Source organism: Bacillus sp. MHSD_36, from assembly GCF_030757775.1.
In the GTDB taxonomy this organism is placed as follows: domain Bacteria; phylum Bacillota; class Bacilli; order Bacillales; family Bacillaceae_G; genus Bacillus_A.
The window spans coordinates 298,072-316,943 of the sequence record NZ_JAVBIS010000001.1 but is presented as its reverse complement, the minus strand read 5'-3'; the positions used below and the strand labels follow the sequence as shown (position 1 = coordinate 316,943).

The 18,872-nt window shown below is 34.1% G+C and carries 17 protein-coding genes and 1 pseudogene; 3 read left to right on the top strand and 15 right to left on the bottom strand.

What is annotated here, in order from left to right:
* Positions 1-3 precede the first annotated feature (3 nt).
* The 5 genes from Q9B79_RS01655 to Q9B79_RS01635 form a co-directional block, all read right to left on the bottom strand.
* A complete protein-coding gene (locus Q9B79_RS01655; RefSeq protein WP_306183304.1) occupies positions 4-3,351 on the bottom strand; it encodes a trifunctional glycoside hydrolase family 18/polysaccharide deacetylase/glycosyltransferase family 2 protein in 3,348 nt (1,115 codons plus the stop codon).
* A gap of 177 nt (positions 3,352-3,528) precedes the next feature.
* Entirely contained in the window at positions 3,529-4,899 is a 1,371-nt protein-coding gene (gene rsgI, locus Q9B79_RS01650) for an anti-sigma-I factor RsgI (protein ID WP_306182376.1), read from the bottom strand.
* Entirely contained in the window at positions 4,889-5,611 is a 723-nt protein-coding gene (gene sigI, locus Q9B79_RS01645; RefSeq protein WP_306182375.1) for an RNA polymerase sigma factor SigI, read from the bottom strand. Before sigI ends, rsgI begins: the two co-directional genes overlap by 11 nt.
* Before the next feature lie 554 nt (positions 5,612-6,165).
* The gene (locus Q9B79_RS01640) at positions 6,166-6,927 is read right to left on the bottom strand and encodes a glycosyltransferase family 2 protein (protein ID WP_306182374.1); all 762 of its coding nucleotides are present in this window, start codon (positions 6,925-6,927) and stop codon (positions 6,166-6,168) included.
* Between the two features lie 330 nt (positions 6,928-7,257).
* Positions 7,258-7,911: a CPBP family intramembrane glutamic endopeptidase gene (locus Q9B79_RS01635; protein ID WP_306182373.1), complete on the bottom strand. Its 654-nt coding sequence runs from the start codon at positions 7,909-7,911 to the stop codon at positions 7,258-7,260.
* 615 nt (positions 7,912-8,526) lie between these two features.
* Between Q9B79_RS01635 and Q9B79_RS01630 the strand changes: the two genes are divergently transcribed.
* Positions 8,527-9,117 carry a TetR/AcrR family transcriptional regulator gene (locus Q9B79_RS01630; protein WP_061536198.1) on the top strand — a complete coding sequence of 197 codons (591 nt, stop codon included), beginning with the start codon at positions 8,527-8,529 and terminating at the stop codon, positions 9,115-9,117.
* A 273-nt stretch (positions 9,118-9,390) separates the two neighbouring features.
* Here Q9B79_RS01630 and Q9B79_RS01625 read toward each other — a convergent pair whose 3' ends face one another.
* The 4 genes and pseudogenes from Q9B79_RS01625 to Q9B79_RS01610 form a co-directional block, all read right to left on the bottom strand.
* Positions 9,391-9,648 carry a DUF3963 domain-containing protein gene (locus Q9B79_RS01625; protein ID WP_306182372.1) on the bottom strand — a complete coding sequence of 86 codons (258 nt, stop codon included), beginning with the start codon at positions 9,646-9,648 and terminating at the stop codon, positions 9,391-9,393.
* Positions 9,649-9,935: 287 nt separating this feature from the next.
* Positions 9,936-10,325, bottom strand: a complete 390-nt coding sequence (locus Q9B79_RS01620; protein WP_306183303.1) for a hypothetical protein — start codon at positions 10,323-10,325, stop codon at positions 9,936-9,938.
* A gap of 92 nt (positions 10,326-10,417) precedes the next feature.
* Positions 10,418-10,679 (bottom strand): annotated as a pseudogene (locus tag Q9B79_RS01615) (DUF4176 domain-containing protein).
* 173 nt (positions 10,680-10,852) lie between these two features.
* Positions 10,853-11,332, bottom strand: coding sequence for a GyrI-like domain-containing protein (locus Q9B79_RS01610; RefSeq protein ID WP_097908018.1), 480 nt, complete (start codon positions 11,330-11,332; stop codon positions 10,853-10,855).
* Positions 11,333-11,442: 110 nt separating this feature from the next.
* Between Q9B79_RS01610 and Q9B79_RS01605 the strand changes: the two genes are divergently transcribed.
* Positions 11,443-12,405 (top strand): helix-turn-helix transcriptional regulator, encoded by a 963-nt coding sequence (locus Q9B79_RS01605; protein WP_306182371.1) that lies wholly within the window; start codon positions 11,443-11,445, stop codon positions 12,403-12,405.
* Between the two features lie 137 nt (positions 12,406-12,542).
* Here the strand turns inward: Q9B79_RS01605 and Q9B79_RS01600 are convergent, their stop codons facing one another.
* The 6 genes from Q9B79_RS01600 to hcp all read right to left on the bottom strand — a co-directional run bounded on the left by Q9B79_RS01600 (position 12,543) and on the right by hcp (position 17,322).
* Positions 12,543-12,914, bottom strand: a complete 372-nt coding sequence (locus Q9B79_RS01600; protein ID WP_306182370.1) for a DUF805 domain-containing protein — start codon at positions 12,912-12,914, stop codon at positions 12,543-12,545.
* Positions 12,915-13,213: 299 nt separating this feature from the next.
* Positions 13,214-13,963: an ABC transporter permease gene (locus Q9B79_RS01595; protein ID WP_306182369.1), complete on the bottom strand. Its 750-nt coding sequence runs from the start codon at positions 13,961-13,963 to the stop codon at positions 13,214-13,216.
* Positions 13,964-14,725: an ABC transporter ATP-binding protein gene (locus tag Q9B79_RS01590; protein ID WP_306182368.1), complete on the bottom strand. Its 762-nt coding sequence runs from the start codon at positions 14,723-14,725 to the stop codon at positions 13,964-13,966.
* Positions 14,726-14,878: 153 nt separating this feature from the next.
* Positions 14,879-15,220 (bottom strand): DUF1048 domain-containing protein, encoded by a 342-nt coding sequence (locus Q9B79_RS01585; protein ID WP_306182367.1) that lies wholly within the window; start codon positions 15,218-15,220, stop codon positions 14,879-14,881.
* A gap of 74 nt (positions 15,221-15,294) precedes the next feature.
* The gene (locus Q9B79_RS01580) at positions 15,295-15,615 is read right to left on the bottom strand and encodes a PadR family transcriptional regulator (RefSeq protein WP_000429488.1); all 321 of its coding nucleotides are present in this window, start codon (positions 15,613-15,615) and stop codon (positions 15,295-15,297) included.
* Positions 15,616-16,035: 420 nt separating this feature from the next.
* The gene (gene hcp, locus Q9B79_RS01575) at positions 16,036-17,322 is read right to left on the bottom strand and encodes a hydroxylamine reductase (protein WP_306182366.1); all 1,287 of its coding nucleotides are present in this window, start codon (positions 17,320-17,322) and stop codon (positions 16,036-16,038) included.
* A gap of 278 nt (positions 17,323-17,600) precedes the next feature.
* Between hcp and Q9B79_RS01570 the strand changes: the two genes are divergently transcribed.
* On the top strand, positions 17,601-18,632 hold the full coding sequence (locus Q9B79_RS01570) for a hypothetical protein (protein ID WP_306183302.1): 1,032 nt from the start codon (positions 17,601-17,603) through the stop codon (positions 18,630-18,632).
* The last annotated feature ends 240 nt before the right edge of the window (positions 18,633-18,872 follow it).

The window sequence follows — 18,872 nt, the reverse complement described above, 5'->3', positions numbered from 1 at the left end:
CTCTTATGATGCCTCCTTATGTTCCGTAGAGTGTTCTACACTTCCCACTCTCTTTAGCTTATTCCAACCTACCGCTACTCCTCGAATCGATGAGAATATAGATTTAACGACAACATAAGTCATAAATTGACGATAAATAAAGCGTTGTAAAATTAACCATACTAATGGTTTCGGATTCTCTTCCTCTAATTTAAATGCAAATAGAGATGCGAGAAGATCCATTAAAAAGAATACAAAATAAAATCCTAAAACTTTTAGCGGATTACTACTAAATAATCCTATAATCATTAATATATCTGCAAAAGGAGCAATGAATTGCAGAACATATTGGAATAACCACATGTTAGGCAATGCAATAAATCCTAACGTTTTATGCTTTGAATTACATAACGCTTTTCGATGTTTCCAAAGACATTGAAGTGTACCATATGACCAACGATATCGCTGTTTAATGAGACTTTTCACATCTTCAGGTGACTCCGTATAAGCATACGCTTTTTCTTCATATACAATTCTATGTCCTTGACGTAAAAATGTAATAGTAAGATCTGTATCTTCTGCTAATGTATCTTCGCTTAAATATCCAGATTCAACTACATTCTTCTTACGCCACGCCCCAATAGCCCCTGGAACTACTGTAATACAATTTAACTCATCAAAAGCTCTACGTTCTAAATTAAATCCTGTTATATATTCAACATGTTGCCAAGTAGTTAATAAGTTTCGTCTATTCCCCACTTTGACATTACCTGAAACTGCTGCTACATTTTGATCTTCAAAGTGTCTAACCATGAGAGAAATGGCGTCTTGCGCAATAATAGTATCCGCATCTAAAGTGACAATGATCTCTCCTCGCGATTGTTGAAACCCTAAGTTCATTGCCGATGATTTCCCGCCGTTTTCTTTCTGAATGAAACGAACTTTAGGGTGTTTATAAAATGTTTCTTGCATTACTTTTGACGTACCATCTGTCGATCCGTCATCCACAACAATAACTTCAAATTCTCCATACTTACTATCCAAAATTGAGCGAATTGTCTTAGCTATCACCTTTTCTTCATTATATGCTGCTATGACAACACTAACAAAAGGTTGATAGGACGAATTAATAGAGCGAGATAGCGTTTTTCTTTTTTGCTTCCATGCAAAATAAATTAAGAATAAAAATCGAAAAACCCCTAATCCAATAGCAATATAAAAAATAGTTGTTAATATATGTTTAAAGTATCCCGCCCCTGAAAAGACAGCTTTATTGTAAAGTAAATATTGCTCACCCTCAGAAGAAACTGGGGGCATAATTTCATCTCGTTCTTTATTCATTAAATCTGAAATTGTTACAAAACTATATCCATGCTTTTTAAGCTCTTTAATAATGATCGGCAACGCCTCTACCGTATGGGTACGATTCCCTCCCGCATCGTGGAGAAGAATAATATTTCCCTCTCCCTTATAAACAGGATTAAGAGCACGCTTTACTAATTCATTTGTTGATGGTGTTGCCCAGTCCTTAGGATCCACTTTTTCTGCTACCATTGTATAGTTCATATTTTGTGCCCGTAAAATAGGCAATATTTCATTTGAGGAATCCGGGTTAGCATCCGCTTCGTATGGTGGCCTAAACAAAACTGTAGAATGCCCAGTTATTTCCTGGATCAGACGTTGCGTCGTATTAAGTTCTACTTTTGTTCGTAGTAAAGACGTATCAGCTACGTTAGGATGCTTGAAAGTATGATTGCCAATTTCATGCCCTTCATCGTATATTCTTTTTACCATACTAGGATTTAGTTGCGCGTTTTCACCAAGGACAAAAAAAGCAGCTTTTATTTTATTCTCTTTTAATATATCTAAAATTTCCGGCGTATATTTCGGGTCTGGTCCATCATCAAATGTTAATACTACTTGTTTCCCTTTCGGTTTTCCATATCGTTGCACTTCGTATGCAGATGGTAAGGATTGATATACTTCATCTGTAAGATAACCATCTTTACCTACTTTAAAATCTCTCAATCCATTTTGCTTTTCGTTCTCAATCTGTAAAATTTCACCTTGTCCAGAATAATTCACTTCATCTAAATTATTGATTTTATGTAATACATTAGGATTTTTTTGTGCCTCAATCGGATTTTTTAAAACTTTCCATATTGTAGGATCTTCTGCTCCTAATCTCCATAACGCAAACCCCTTTGCATTGTTGTCCATTGCGATTTTCACTTGATTATAGAGAGTAACGCCGTCTAAGAACCAAGCAGTATGTTCTTTATCTCCTGTTTTATATCTAAAATAAGGATTTCCACTCATCTTATCCCATTGAATATTCATATCTGAATTATGAGCCATTGCCATAACTTCTGAAAAAGTTAAAGATTTCGCCGGTTCCTTACTATTTACTTTCCAATCATATCCATAGTTACCGAAAGCAACTATAAGTTTATTAGACGGAATATTCAGTTCTTTTAATGTGTGTTGAAACCATTTATTTGAAGCAATTGGTCCTGGCTCTCCCGCTCCATAGTGCTCATCGTACATCATTACAATCATTCGATCTATTATTTTTGCTAACGCACTATAATCAAAAGCCTTATCATTAGCTGGAACATCTTGTGTAACGAGCAAATCATGTTTATGAAAGACCGTAGTAAGTTCTTTCATAAAATTTGTTAAGTTTTCTCTATCACTTTCAGGTACGGCCTCAAAGTCAATATTAATACCCGCAAATCGATTCTTTTCAACTTGCTTTACTAAATCATTTATAAACTTTGTCTTTACATCATTTGAGGAATTCAGCAACTTATGAATTAGCCCACTATCAGGACCAGAAGATTCCTCAGTATAGTTAGTTAGTAAAGGCATAATTTTCACTTGATTTTTTTCTGCTAACTTTACTATCTCAGGTTTTATCTCACTTCTAATCGTTAAATCTGCTTTTAAATGATACCACTCTGGTACTAGCGTGGTTAATGAATCGATATTTTCTTTTAAAGAAGCGGTACTATTTTCATCCCAGTTTACATAAAAACCATACACTTCTTTACGTTGTTTACTATCCTTCGGCGAATTCACCAAATTTTTATTATCCTTCGTTTCGGTATTTGGTTTAAACTCTTCCTTCTTTAACTGCTGATCACTAAGTTTTTGATTAATTGGTACAAGTTTATTATCTTGTTGTACAGCGGTATTCATATTTGGAATTTCTGGTGTTGAAAAAATACTTTGAAAGAAAAAATAAAATACAATACTTACGCTAACTATTGAGATACATAGAAACGAAATAAAAGCTATGTTTCTTCTTCCTTTCGGATCATAAAAAACAGGTTTTACTTTATCTTTCTCTTGTTGAATGTTTTTCTCCATTATATTTTTCACGTACTCCTTCTTAATAGAACTATAGAATAATAAAGTGCAACTTTAAGCAGTCCAACTCCCACCTAACTTCTTTGCCCTAGCCAAATTTTGAGATGGGAGTTTTACTGCCCGCAATAGTGAGATAACTCCTTTTCACTTTAAAATGAATCTCCCACTTCTATATTTCTATTGATTCTTCTTTTCATTCCCTTGCTGGTGGCCTCTATTTTCTTGTTGAGACCCCCTACCATTGTTTCCTTGCTCGTTTCCAACATTTTCTTTTTGGGACCCTCTTCCATTGTCCCCTTGCTGATTCCCATTATTTCCTTGTTGAGATCCTCTACCATTGTCACCTTCTTGATTCCCATTATTTCCTTGGGATCCTCTTCCGTTGTTTCCTTGCTGATTCCCATTATTTCCTTGGGACCCTCTTCCGTTGTTTCCTTGCTGATTCCCATTATTTCCTTGGGACCCTCTTCCGTTATTTCCTTGCTGATTCCCATTATTCCCTTGCGATCCTCTTACATTGTTCTCTTGCTGGTGCCCATCATTCCCTTGCAATCCTCTTCCGTTGTTTCCTTGCTGATTTCCATTATTCCCTTGTTGGGATTCTCGACCGTTGTTCCCTTGCTGATTCCCATTATTTCCTTGTTGGGATCCCCTACCGTTATTCTCCTGCTGATTCCCTCTATTTTCTTGCTGAGATCCTCTACCATTGTTTTCTTTTATTTGCTTCGTTGGCTGTTCCTCTATTTTCTTTTGTTCTTTATGCTCTGGTTTCTCATATTTTTTGTCTTTTACAGAAGACAAATCTGGCACTACATCAGGAGATGAATCCTGCTGCGATTGCCTCTCTTCTTCGTTTTCCACCGGATTAGACGGCGTGGCGGGCGGCGTAACCGATTTGTTCTTCTCATTCTCTTGCTTTATATAGACACCTGTGCCCATTCCAGCTTTTCTAGCATTCTCTCGTACCTGCATCGTGCTATTTTGATATTCGACTGTAATATGTTTTAGCTCATATTCTTTCTTTAATTCTTTCATTACCTTTTCCAACTTCGGTTCTAGCAACTTATCCTTTGCAATAGCGGTTAGCATAACTTGCTTATCATTCGTTAAATACTTATCCTCTTGACTCTGCTTTATAATTGTACGTATTACTTCTTGCAATTGTTTATTTTCCCATTGCTTCAATTCTTTTAAAATACGCCTTCCATCATCATTACAAGCTTGTAAATCTATAACGCGAAGATCCTTCGTTACGCTCACTTCTAAACTTGGATTTATATCAACTGAGACGTAAGCGAATACTTTTTCTTCCGGTTGGTTGTAGAAAAATAACAGCGCACATAGAAAACAAGCAACAAGTAATGATGCCGGCTTTAAGAAATAAGGGATTGAAAAACGCGATGCTTTTTGTTCTTGCTCATCAAATGAAATTTCCTCTCCAATCATGCAAGAATCCCCTTTTCTTTTACACGTAATAAACTCTCCATTTGGCGTTAAAACAACTACGCTATGTTTTTTTATATCCATCACAATTCCTTTATTCATCATGCTTCCCTCCCCTTATATAATCAAGAATGTATGTATAGTTGTTTGCGAAAATAATACACATTGCAATGATATATTTTCTATGCCGCTCCAACGTTTTACGACTTACCCTAACACGCGGTTCAATATGTTTAAGCGGTAACTTTTTCTTCCGGAACAGCTCCTCCATCATTTCCTCTTCTTTTATAATCATCTTTACAATTTCTATTAAGTGTTCACGCGTATCACGATGCTTAGGAGATTCTTTAGCAAGCTCTGAAAATGTGATTTTAAACTCAGCTAACACACTTTGAAAATGGAGAATTTCTTCCTTACGGTTACCATTTTCTATTTCCTTCATATACTCCGTAAGCGATACTTGCATTTCTAACATTTCCTCTTGCTCATCTTCTTTTAAAAAGACAAGGTTATGCTTAGACTCCTTGCGTATATAGTCAATTACATCTCTTTTTATAAGAAGATCAGCAAACGCTAGAAAAGATTTCCCTTTTTTATATGAATACTGTTCAATTGCTTCATTAAACGCAAACAATCCAATACTATATTCATCATCCTGTTCTGTAATATATCGGCGGCAGACAGACGATATTGATTTTCTAATAAACGGCTGATACTGTACGATAAAAACTTCTTTATCTTCTTTATTATTTTGTATGTTACATACGATATCTTCTATTTTCGGTTTTCTTAAGATCTTCATTACTAAACTCAACACGGGTAATCTCTCTCCCTCCTTCTGCTTGAAATAGAAAAATGGTCACTAAACAAGTGACCATTCAACCACATTTTCTTTAGGCTTGTCTTCTTGTTGTTCATATTTTTCAAAGCCAACTTTTCTATCGTTCTTACAGTTAGGCTTACATTTTACTCTACTTTCTTATTTTCTTCCGCTTGTTTTGCTTGCTCTGTTTCTATTTTATCTGCAATCCTTGAATAACTCTTCTCTATATCATTGGTAATTTCACCCTTTTATTTCGGATGCCCCACTTAATCTAGTAATTTTATTAACACGTCAGTATTCTTTCATAATCAGTTTTCTTCTATTTATTTTCTTCACTATACATATTCGGAGGAATACAAAGTTTTATGGGGGTCAAAAAATATTTTTATAAAAAAATAGATATTTATTTCAAAAATAAAAACCATTGATTTGAAAAAGGACTAATCAAATTGATGGTTTTCTTATCCTATCTATTAAATTAAGTTAGGCTCTTATTATGTATAAGAAAATCTGCTGTTCTCACTATTTCCTGTCTCTTTTCTCCATCGTTATCTTTCTTGATTATCATAATATGTCTTATCTGCATACTTTTGATCATTTCCTTTTAGATAAGCTAATATTACTTTTGGATTTTTAAGTAAGGCCCAGTCTCCATATGTATCAAATCTTCTGCATGAAGTTATCATTCCATTTTTAATGGTACCGAATTTCTTATTATTTCGTTTTCCCCATTCTTTTAACCGTTTTGCGAAATCTGCATCTTCTGCCATAAGCATGTTTTCATTAAATCCGTTAATTGCCATAAAATCTTTTCTATAACACCAAAAAATCCCTACAGATATAGCTCCGTACTTAAAAAGTAAGGGAATTATAATTAGAATTGCAGAAAAAAATATTCCAAAAGACATTCTTTCAAACTTCCCATTCACCCCACCACCAATATATTTACCTGAAGATAAATATTTATCTACATTAGATAACAAAGACTCTGTCATTATCGTATCAGCATCCATAGTAACGATTATTTCTCCACTAGCTATTTCTGCCCCTGCATTTCGGATTTTAGATAAGTTTTTATCGTCATTTTTTAATGTAATACAATCATAAGATTTTGCTATTTCCTCTGTTTGATCTGTGCAACGATTTAAAACAACTATAACTTCTGTTTGCTCTTTATATGCTTCTGATGCTTTTGCAATTGAATCCAAACATTTTCTAATGTATTTTTCTTCATTATGTGCAGGGATTATAATAGAAAACTTCACATCTTTTTGTGAATTCCTTCCTGAAAATTCGTTTATTTCAGTCATGATATTCCCCCTTATTTTAGATAAATATATGTTATACATAACATATATTAAAATTGATTAAGTTTTATTATAAAAAGAGTACTTAAATATTATTTTAATTGTAATAGGGCTACTATTAAGCTAACAAAACAAAAATTGACGTTGTATGAGCTTAACTTGTTTGCGAAGTGTTGGTCCCCCTATATAAAAAAACCACAGTTTGCACCCAAACTGTGGTTTTTTGAAGTACAAGGAATTACATGAATCATAAGTCACTGTCTAAATTGTACTCCTCATTTATCAATATCTGTATCTAGTCTTCAACTTCGTAACAGAGCTAAGTTTAATTTCTTACAAAATGAAACCAAGGCAATTATTTAATATATGTATCGCCATGACATATGCAAGGGATCTGTTAGAAATAAGATAAGCCGCAGTAAGTATCACTGCACCAGGTAAATAAATAGCAATATCCGAAAGCTGATTCGTATGAAGAAGTGTAAAAATTATAATTGAGATGATAGATGCAATAGCAGTACCAATATAATGTGAAAAACGATTTAATATTATATAACGAAATATAATTTCTTCAAGTATTGGACCTAGAATACCAAATACAAGCAATGTAAATATAAGAGGTATCTCCGCGCCCGTTTCAAGGAGCTGTTCTTGGTTCTCTGGCTGACCAGTTGCTAGGAAACGCATAACAATCTGTTCTACAATTACTGTAAATAAAACCACCATAGGAATACTTACTATTTTCAAAATTGTCTTCTCTTTAAAATAAGTAAAACTTTCAATAATTTCTTTCCTAAAGAAAATTATTCCTACAATAGCAGGTACAGTCAAACCGACGGCACTAAGAACAAATTCTGATTCAACTAAATTGCTATTAGTTAAAAGTGATATGCCAAATAATATGAATAAGCCAATTTGAAGTAATGCAAACATTGTATAAACTATTAGCATAATAAGTTCTTTTGTATTCATTTTAATAAAGTTCACTTTATTACCTCCATAATGAAATTACCTAGAATCTTTGAATTTTCTTTCTGCATAACGTACTCCTTCTAAATATATTTATATAAGATTTCAAACCGGACGGTTCGGTCCGGAATCTAATGATACTATAAGTTTCTAGTTTTTTAAACCCCCTTTACAAATTATTAACACAATCAAAACCGGAAAAAGCAAATAAATTTATACCTCAGTTTCTTATTTAAATCAAATTCTCGTACTCATTCATTATTAACGATTAATCTTTTATAGTATGAAGCGATACAGCTTTTCACCGCAAGATCTCCTAATTAAACGAAGTGAAAATGAGAGTAGTTCAAACATTTTAGCTAAACATATTAATTAAAATTATATATAATACTCATATGTCGATACGGTAAAATTAGTTGCATGATATGACTCAATTAACCAACTGGTCATATTGTTTTTGACAGAAAATTCATTCGAATGGTATGGACAATACAGTTTGAGGTTTCCATAAGATAGGAATTGATAAGATATTTTTTGCTCCAAACTTATTTCTACTTACAAAAAAATTAAGAAAATAGAGGGTAAACATTCCCTGGAATATTAAGCTCGTTTTTATTAGGAGGACTACAAAGCATGACTAAAGTTGATACGGTAAAAGAAAAGATTATTGAAACATCTTTATATTTATTTAATACTAATGGGATAACTCGCACATCCATCCAGGATATAATGACAGCTACTGAACTACCTAAAGGATCTATTTATCGTAGATTCAAAAATAAAGAAGAAATTGTCCTTGCCGCCTACGACAAAAGTGGTGAGATTATGTGGAGTCATTTTCATAAAGCAATGGAAAATAAAAAGACAGCAATCGATAAAATCCTTGCAATTTTCCTTGTATATCAAGATGCAGCTAATAACCCCCCTATTGCTGGAGGCTGTCCATTGCTTAATAGCGCAATTGAAAGTACTGGCGTATTTCCAGAATTACAAAAAGCAGCAGCAAAAGGCTATGATGATACAGTAATGTTAATGGCTTCTCTCATAAAAGAAGGAATAGAGAAACAAGAACTTAAAGAAGATATAGACATTATATCGCTTGCTTCTTTCCTTGCCTCTTCAATGGAGGGCGCTATTATGGCAAGTCGTGTATCTAACGATAATATACACCATCATTATTTTATTGAACAAATAAAACATCATCTTTTCTCTTATTCTAAATAAGTGAGAACTTGCATTGCCTTTTTATAGCCTTAAATTAAATACCCTTCCCATAAAAAGTATTTACTGTTTATGAGAAGGGTATTAGTTTTTAGGAACTGTAGCTTTTTTGACGTTGTATATTATGCATACTACCAATCTATTTTTCACATACCTCTCTTTTTCACTTTAAAAAATATCCACTTTCGTATCTCCATTTAAAGAATTACCTATCTCCTTTTCCCTATAGATGGACAAAATATTGGGCACTAAATAAACTGTCCCTGAAGTAAAGTTCTAAAAATACCCTACCCATAGAGCTACTAAAACTACTACTAACAAAGCAAAACAAAATGTGATATTTCGAATCCACTTTTGTATATCATGAAAATACTTTTCTATAAATACGGTGTAAGTAGAAAGCATAAGAAGTAGCACAATGAAAGTAAAGGATCCCAATTTATCGTTAAATTTTTCATTAGTAAATGTGCTTACATGAAGGAATAGAAAAATAAACGTTACTGTGAATAGCTCAAATAATCTTTTTTTATTCACTCCGTCACCACCTTACAATGATTACCTTTTATTCCAGTTTATTAGAACATAATATGTAGTAGTATATGAATAATATATTCATGTCAAAAAAAGCTAACAATTCAAGATTGTTAGCCTTTACATTCCATAATGCGGCCTTTTAAAATTTAACAAGCGAATAGATTCTTACTCCCAGACCATATACTCCTTTTCAAATAACAAAAAGACCAATAAATAAGTGACCATCCCTAAATTGTTTTTCATGTCTGGATACCTAACCATTTTCGTCATTAATTTTCCTCTTCAATTTAAGATGATTTTTTCCACTCTATTAAAAATTTCCCAGCATGTTCTTCTGTTTTAATTTTCACTTTATATCTATCGTCCTTAGGCACTTTAAGGCTTTTATCATCTTTACCATTATTAAATTCTAATATTGTATTATTATTTGAATCCACAACATAAGCAACTACAGTTCCTTTCTTTGTTGTTTCATCAAAAGAAAACACCCAATTCTCTCCTTTTTTGACTTCCATATCACGACTTGCGGAACCAGTAAACTCTCTATAATCTCCTAATATTCTATTTGAAGAACTTTTTACTTTTCCACCAACAACTTTTCCTTCTCTAGAAGAACATCCACTGACAATTAATAAACAACAAGCTAATAACATTATACCTTTTAATATTTTCAATATTAACTCTTCCTTTACTAAAAAAATAAATCATACTAAAATGGCTATACTTAACTGGAAATATATCGAAATCAATAAACAATTATAGTTATATTTTATCTTTTTAAATCTTCACTCAGTTTGATTTCCTCATCATTAATATATCCAGTAAAAACAATATCCGATACATGTTCATGATTAAAAAACAAATTATATTCAGTTGAAATATTACCAATTGGATAATAACAAGCTACATAATCCCACTCTTCTTTAGTTTTAGAATTCATTTCTACCATATATCATTACAAGTTGTTCCCAACTTTTAAATCTTACAACTGAGCCAACAAGACTTGCTCCTGGCCCCCAAGGAAGACTAATCTGAAAGCCACTTGATCCAGCTTTCACTGAACCACCAACTTCTGATAATTCCCTTTTATTCCATTTTATCAGAACATAATGTGTAGTAGTATATGAATATTATACTCACGTCAAAAAGGCCAACAATTCAAGATTGTTAGCCTCTACATTCCATAATCATATCTTTTATCACTTTACTTCCTAACAACCGGAATCCACATTTCACCAAACACTAAACCGTTTCTTTGCCCCATCTCAACTGTTGTATTTGGCCCACCAACATAGGCAAAATCCGTTGCTTCTCGTAAAGCTTGACCGAAGGCAATGCCAGTCAGCTTATTACTTAAATCTTCAGCCGTTTTATCTTCCCCTTTCACCACTAAGTATTCTCCCTTTGGAAACTGGATTACTCTAGATGCTTCTTCTATTTGTACTTCTGTCATAACACCAGCATAATACATCATCTTGTTATTCACTGCTTCACTCACAGAAAAAATATATTCGTTTGTAGCTAAAGCTTTTAAAGTATCCAGCCTTCCATCTTCTTTAACAGCCGACCAAAAGTCTTTCTTTTCTTTATTTATCCCAGCAAAGTCTGTATAGTCACTCTTAATTTCAGTTCCAATACCTAACACAATAAAGCTATCTTTTTCTTCAATCGTATAATTTTTCATATTCAAAACCTTCCTTTTTTTAAAATGAATCAAATGATTTATCTTTTCATCTGATGAGTTTATAATATCTTTAAATCATGTCAAAAAATGATACTGTTTAGGAGACTAAAATGAAAAAAGTTGAACGGATTAATACAATTATGCGGTATATCAACAACCGCTCCCACTTTACAATTTCTGAAATCATACGAGAATTTAACATCTCTCGATCGACAGCCATTAGAGACATTAGAGAAATTGAAGCTATGGGCATGCCACTTGTCGCTGAAGTTGGGAGGACTGGGGGATATTTTGTTATGCATAACTCTATCCTGCCCGTTGTTCGCTTTACTGATAACGAAGTGAAAGCTCTTTTTATTGCCTTTATGGCTACAAGAAATCAACAACTTCCCTATTTAAAAAGTCGTCAATCATTAGCCGAAAAACTGTTAGGACTCATTTCAGAAACCCAGCAAGATGACATTGTTCTTTTAAATCAGCTCTTGCTGTTTGAAGGGACCAACCCTCATAATCCTGATTTACTTGAGCTTTCTGATCTCCCTCACCCTATGTTAGAAAAACTCATTCAAATACTTCTTTTGGATAGACATTTATTGATTTCCATTAAAGAAGAGAAAGAAATCAAGTCTTATTCCATTTATCTATTACACCTGTATCAAGAAAAAAGTCAATGGATCATTGAAGGGTTTGACTTAAAAGAAGAAAAGAAGAGGATGTTTCCTGTCGATCATCTCATCCATATCGAACCATACACGACGAAAAAAAAGCTAAATAAGAAAAAGATTTTAGAAAAACTAAGTAAGAAGGATGAAGCGATTAACCTTATACTTGAACTTGGTCCAAAAGCAATTGCCCAGTTCAAAAAATACCACCCTTTCAAAATTTCAATATCTTATACAAATCCTTACCAATCCACAGCCATTTTAAAAACATTTATCAATGTTAACAATTCGGATGAAGTAACGGAAATAGCAAATTGGCTACTTTTCCTAGGGAAAGATATTACAATTAGGGAAATGCCTGAAGAAGTATTAAAAGATTTACAAGAGCGGTTATGCTTATACACTCCATAAGCAGTGACTAGTTAAACCTCAAAATATTGAGTTTAACTAGTCACTTCTTAACGAGGCCTCTATGAAGAAGACAACAAAAAAGGTGTGAACTAGCTTTTAGTTCACACCTTTTTATATTAGAGTTTCCTATAAATACATTAAATTGCTTGTTTAAGATTTGTATGTGGATTTGGTCCATACTTATTCTCGCCTTCATCACTTTCAATGATACAAAACACAAGTAGAACCGCTCCTCCAAATGGCACCAAATTTAATAGCTGCCACCATCCGGTTTTTCCACTATCATGTAATCGACGAGCTTCCACTGCCAGAGTAGGAACGATAAAAATTGCTATATATAGCAAAGTAATATTGGCTCTTAAATAGAAGACAGACGGAGAATATGAGGCAAAATATATTAATGACCAAAACGTAACCTTATTAACTAAAGTAAAAATCCAGTACTCTTTTCTCGTTGCTCTCCCACTAAATTTCGCATAGTTTTTGAGAGCATATAAATACCATTTCATTTGAATCTCTCCCTTTTCCATCCCCTAAACAATTAATTTATACATTATATACCTTATAAGTATAAATATAACACATCACAACTATAATCTCTATATTTATATAGAATATTCTGTTTATTTTTAAGTTATTTTAGTTAAGCGTTACATACCATATTTCATAGCATTTGTATTCAATTCATTATTCTCCTATTCACTTTAAAACTATTACAATTAAGCGAAGTGTGAATGTATTATTAAAGCACGGAAAATCTTCCCGTGCTTTTTCTAAAACGTATATAATTTTGAATGATTTAATTCACTTACCCTAACTGACGTTTAAATGCTTTACTAGCAAAAAAGTACAAGATAATCATAATTCCTACGCACCAAGCAAGTGCAATCCAAATATCGTTGCCAACAGTCCCTTCATATAAAAGGGCACGAATCGCATTCACAATTGAAGTTACAGGCTGATTCTCTGCAAATGCACGAACAATTTTTGGCATCGTTTCGGTAGGTACGAATGCCGAACTAATAAATGGAAGAAAAACGAGTGGGTAAGAGTATGCTGTCGCCCCTTCCATAGACTTCGCTGTCAGCCCCGGAATGATAGCTAGCCATGTTAGCGCTAACGTAAACATCCCCAGTATTCCAGCTACTGCAAGCCAATCTAGCATGTCAGCACTAGAACGAAAGCCCATTAAGAGCGCAACAAGCATAACCACCACGATAGTAAGCACATTAGCAACAAGAGAGGTTAAAACGTGAGCCCACAATATCGATGAGCGTTTAATAGGCATCGTAATGAAACGTGCCATCAACCCACTCTTTACATCCGAAAATAATCGTACAGAAGTATAAGCTACACCGGATGCAATAGCCATTAGCAAAATTCCCGGCAATAAATAATTGACGTAGTTATCCGTTCCTGCCTTTATAGCTCCGCCAAATACGTAAACAAACAATAGCATCATCATAATCGGTGTAATCGCTACAGTAATAATTGTATCTGGACTACGCATAATATTACGCATTAAGCGCCCTAGTAATACCCCTGTTTTGCTTTTCATTTACATCTCCCCCTTTTTACCGATAATCGCAAGGAAAATTTCTTCCAATGTCGGCTGCTTCTCGATATACTCCACTTTTGCTGGTGGAAACATCTCTTTCAGTTCAGTAAGAGTACCTGTCGTAATAATTTTTCCGCTATGCAAAATCGCGATACGATCAGCCAGCTGTTCTGCTTCCTCCAAGTACTGCGTCGTGAGCAAGATTGTTGTGCCGCTGCTGACCAGTTCCTTGACTGTATTCCACACTTCGATCCGCGCTTCAGGATCAAGTCCAGTCGTTGGTTCGTCTAGAAAAATAACTGCTGGCGCTCCAATCAAACTCATCGCGATATCAAGCCGGCGCTTCATCCCGCCTGAATACTGATCCGCCCTCTGGTTGGCCGCATCTGTCAGGCTAAATCTTGTAAGTAGATTGTCAGCGACTTGGGCGGGACTAGAAACACCACGTAACTTGGCAATCATGATCAAGTTTTCCCTCCCAGTAAGCATGCCGTCTAAAGCTGCGAACTGCCCTGTCAAACTGATGCTTTGCCGAACATGATCTGGTTGACGTTGGATATCAAACCCGCAAATACTCACCTCACCATCATCTTGTTTCATTAGTGTCGAAAGGATATTGACCGTTGTCGTCTTTCCCGCTCCATTTGAGCCTAGCAGCGCGAAAATTTCGCCACGCTGCACTTCAAAATCCACTCCCTTTAAGACTTCTTTATCTTTAAAAGATTTTTTTATCCCTTTTACGGAAATCACTGCATTACTCATACTTTTCCCCCTTATCAAAATAGATTACCTATGCCTCTATTTAGTATCACTGATAATCTGTAATACTTAGTAGTGATTTAAAAATATAACTGAATAGCGATGGTGGCAATTCACATTTGTAACCAGCTAATCAGTCGGTATGACTTATTACATTTATTTTTTTCTCAATTTCTTCATGATGCTTTCATTCAAATCTTCACGATACTTGGAGACATACGTTTTCGCACTTGCTACTAGTTCGTCAGCAAAAGATGCCACATCTTCCCCAGTAATATCTAACACTTGTCTGCCTTCCGCTGCACCAGCTTCAAACAAATCGATTAATTCGTACTGAATGTGCAGCATATCCATCCCGTTTCCGGTCGAAAAATTCCACATGTAGTTTTGAATTTTCTTAAACACAAACTGATAGTCCTCTGGCAGTGCTGCAACTCGTGCCATCATCATTTTGTACTCTTTTTTATCACCAATTAACTTTTTGAACATTTCCAACATCTTATTTTCCTCCTTTTTATAAAACCGAACAAGAAATTCCCAAAGTATCGGCCAAAACATTTTATCTTATGAACCTATTTTGACTTCAAGACATTAATTTTTGACGATACAAAATCCCATTTTTTCCAAAACAATTCAAGCTCCTGGCGGCCTTCTTCATTTAATGAATAAAACTTACGAGGTGGTCCCATATCTGATGGTTTCTTTTCAATATTCACAAGCTTTTTCTTCTCTAATCGTACGAGGATGGTATAGACCGTTCCTTCCACGACTTCTGTAAAACCAAGATCATTCAGGTGGCGAGTAATCTCATAGCCATACGTTTCACGGCGACTAATGATTTCCAGTACACACCCTTCCAGTGAACCTTTCAGCATTTCAGTTAAATTTTCCATGTCCTGATCCTCCTTTACCCCCTATTCTGTCTGACTTATATTCAGTATTACAGAGTACTAAGGCGAATTTTTACTGAATAGCCTTTGAGTAAAACTACACTATTCAGTATTACTTATTACAACTACATTGTATGACTAAGTAGTTGTAGATGTCAACTGATTTTCAAATTTTTTCTAAAAACCGCTATTACCCATCGTTTACTGAAAATATTTTGAGAAACAGCACTACACAGTATTACCTATTACAAGTACATTGTATGACTGAGTAGTTGAAATATCAACTCGACTTTTATATTTTTCTAAAATCAACTATTACCCACCCAGCTAAGAAAAGAAAATACCCCAAAACAAAATTCTACATTTTTGTTTTGGGGCGCAATAAGCTAGCTATTCTTCTGAATAAAACCAGTCATCCTCTTGTTATGATAACATCATATCCATATCTTCTGCTGCAGTTGTAATTAGTTTTAAACCGAATGTTTCTTGTAATACATCGAGCACACCAGGTGAAATAAATTCAGGCGCCTTTGGACCGATGCGAATATCTTGAATACCAAGACTAAATAGTCCAAGTAAAATCGCAACCGCTTTTTGTTCAAGCCAAGATAAGACAATGCTTACTGGCAATTCATTCACTTCGCATTGGAAAGCATCAGCTAAAGCAGCTGCTATTTTCACTGTAGAAATGGAATTATTACATTGTCCTAAGTCGATGTAGCGCGGAATCTCGGTACCAGGTACAACGCCGTAATCCACATCACTAAAACGGAATTTACCACAAGAAGTCGTTAAAATCACTGTCTCCGGCGGAAGTGACGTTGCCAATTCACGATAATATTCTCCGCCTTTTCCTGGAGCATCACAACCGGCGATAACAAAGAAACGCTTTATTTTCCCTTCTTTTACTGCATCAATAATTTCTGGAGCTAATGACAATACTGTATGATGATGAAACCCTGTCACTAACTGTTCATCTGACTCCATATGTACTTCTGGAAGTTCTAGCGCTTTTTGAATCAATTGTGTAAAATCATCATTTTCAATTTTTTGTACACCTTCTAAACCTGCAATGTCATATGAAAAGAATCGATCAGAGTACGATCCTTTAATTGGCATAACACAGTTCGTTGTAGCTAATATGGCACCAGTAAATTTTTCAAAAAGGCGTCTTTGATCATACCATGCCTTACCGATGTTTCCTTTTAAATGTTTATATTTTTTCAGCTGCGGATATCCGTGTGCTGGTAGCATTTCAGAATGTGTATAAATATTAATGTCTTTTCCTTCTGTTTGCTTTAATAATTCTTCTAGTGCAAATAAATTATGACCCGTAACTACAATTGCTTTACCTTCTACACGATTTTGTGTAATTTGTACAGGCTCTGGCACACCAAAGTGATTCGTATGTGCCTCATCTAATAATTCCATCACCCGTAAAGCTGATTTCCCCACTTTCATAGCCATATCAATATGCTCTTGTTCGTTAAAGTTAGAATTTGTTAATGTCATATATAAAGCTTCTTGTGTTGTAGCATCTACAAATGCATCCGTATACCCTAGCTGAGCAGCATGCGTACGATAAGCCGCAATTCCTTTTAACCCAAACACAATCGTATCTTGTAAACTCGCAATCGTTTCATTCTTGCCACAAACACCCATTACTTTACATCCGCCTGTTGGTGTTTGTTCACATTGATAACAAAACATATCATCCCACCCTCTCCCAATCATTAATTACACCCTAAGGATAATACCCATTGAGAAAAAAGGATGTGATATCAATCACAATAATATATATAAATTTGTGACAGTTCACATTGTTGACATAACATTTTTACTGTCTCCTTATATTAATACTTGCGCATGATTATTTATTTGCATAATATATCGGCACACTTTTAAGGAATACAAATATCATATCCATCTAACATTTCACAAATTTTTCCTTACTAATGGTACAATTATAGTTATGGAGGGACAATATGATGGTATATATGATGTTTTATTACGGAATACTGTTTCTTATACTTGGTATTGCAGTATTGCTGTTTATTATGGCTGGGTCACGAAAAATTAGGAATAAAAATCTTTCATTCGTATTGATTGGTTTAGGGGTAAATATACTTGCAAGTCCAATGGCACTTTTTATAGGGGGGATGGCAACAGATTCTCCATATAGTACTGCACTTGATTTTTGGAAAGGATTTTTCTTTATTCAAGGAATACCTCTTTTCTTACTACTTATAGCTTTCATTTGGTCGCTTATTCGCCCGCCAAAAATAACAGTTCAAACGAGTATTGAAAAAGACCTTGAACAAAATAGTAAAAGCACTAAGAAAAAAAGAAAACGAAGCCGTCCAATTACTGCCTTACGTATTGTAATTTCGATTATTTTAGTAGTAGGCTGTTTTTCTTACATTTTGTATTTATACGACATTACACTTAAAAAAAGTCATTCTCCGAATAATATAAATACAATTAAAGTAGTAAAAATAGATTCAGACACTTCTCATGGTTCCTCTCCCGTTAGAATTAAATACGGCTTATGGGAACATTTTGACACAAATATTACAAATGATGGGGAACGTCTCGATTCTTCAAACGTTACAATAGATTGGAAAAACGATTATGAAGCAACAATAACGCTACGAAGCAAAGAATCCGTACCTGAAGTTGTGGAATTTAACATATCAAATAAATCCAATGGTTCTGTTTTTAAGAAGGTACAAAAAGTGGTCAGTTCCTTTACCTTTCAAAAAAGTGAATCTCCAAGTCTAATAAATATTATCGAATTAAGAGAAACAATAAAATCAAAAGGACCAAGTCCCAGTTCAACTGTAAGAATCTATTATGGGGAAAGAGGTAGCATTTTAAAAAAATATAAAGAGGTTACTCTTAAGGAAATGTATACGACAGAGAACTTCAATATCAATTGGAGAAACGATGAACAAGTACAGGTAGAAGTAATAGAGGAAAATGTAGTAACAGCTACCATTGTGATTGATTTATCAAAGTAAATTTATTTTTCACATGTTATAACTGTTTTCTATCCGGCACACAAGAGATACATAGTATATAAAAAAGATTTACAGACATTATGAGCGACCCTTTAATTTACAATACATTTACACTATCTTAACATTTTTTATATTATTTATATGATATATTTATATAGACACTACTTAAGAAGTTTTATGTACATTGTTATCTTTATAATCTCTGATTTAATTGATAAGAGATTATGTTATATTTTTATA

What these genes read in the sequence shown, in the direction of transcription:
- Q9B79_RS01610 (WP_097908018.1), bottom strand. Translation starts at nt 11,332, where the DNA reads ATGAAAAATTATACGATTGAAGAAAAAGATAGCTTTATTGTGTTAGGT.
- Q9B79_RS01640 (WP_306182374.1), bottom strand. Translation starts at nt 6,927, where the DNA reads ATGACTGAAATAAACGAATTTTCAGGAAGGAATTCACAAAAAGATGTG.
- Q9B79_RS01570 (WP_306183302.1), top strand. Translation starts at nt 17,601, where the DNA reads ATGGTATATATGATGTTTTATTACGGAATACTGTTTCTTATACTTGGT.
- rsgI (WP_306182376.1), bottom strand. Translation starts at nt 4,899, where the DNA reads ATGATGAATAAAGGAATTGTGATGGATATAAAAAAACATAGCGTAGTT.
- Q9B79_RS01600 (WP_306182370.1), bottom strand. Translation starts at nt 12,914, where the DNA reads ATGAAATGGTATTTATATGCTCTCAAAAACTATGCGAAATTTAGTGGG.
- Q9B79_RS01595 (WP_306182369.1), bottom strand. Translation starts at nt 13,963, where the DNA reads ATGAAAAGCAAAACAGGGGTATTACTAGGGCGCTTAATGCGTAATATT.
- Q9B79_RS01585 (WP_306182367.1), bottom strand. Translation starts at nt 15,220, where the DNA reads ATGTTGGAAATGTTCAAAAAGTTAATTGGTGATAAAAAAGAGTACAAA.
- Q9B79_RS01580 (WP_000429488.1), bottom strand. Translation starts at nt 15,615, where the DNA reads ATGGAAAATTTAACTGAAATGCTGAAAGGTTCACTGGAAGGGTGTGTA.
- Q9B79_RS01605 (WP_306182371.1), top strand. Translation starts at nt 11,443, where the DNA reads ATGAAAAAAGTTGAACGGATTAATACAATTATGCGGTATATCAACAAC.
- hcp (WP_306182366.1), bottom strand. Translation starts at nt 17,322, where the DNA reads ATGTTTTGTTATCAATGTGAACAAACACCAACAGGCGGATGTAAAGTA.
- Q9B79_RS01590 (WP_306182368.1), bottom strand. Translation starts at nt 14,725, where the DNA reads ATGAGTAATGCAGTGATTTCCGTAAAAGGGATAAAAAAATCTTTTAAA.
- Q9B79_RS01630 (WP_061536198.1), top strand. Translation starts at nt 8,527, where the DNA reads ATGACTAAAGTTGATACGGTAAAAGAAAAGATTATTGAAACATCTTTA.
- Q9B79_RS01655 (WP_306183304.1), bottom strand. Translation starts at nt 3,351, where the DNA reads ATGGAGAAAAACATTCAACAAGAGAAAGATAAAGTAAAACCTGTTTTT.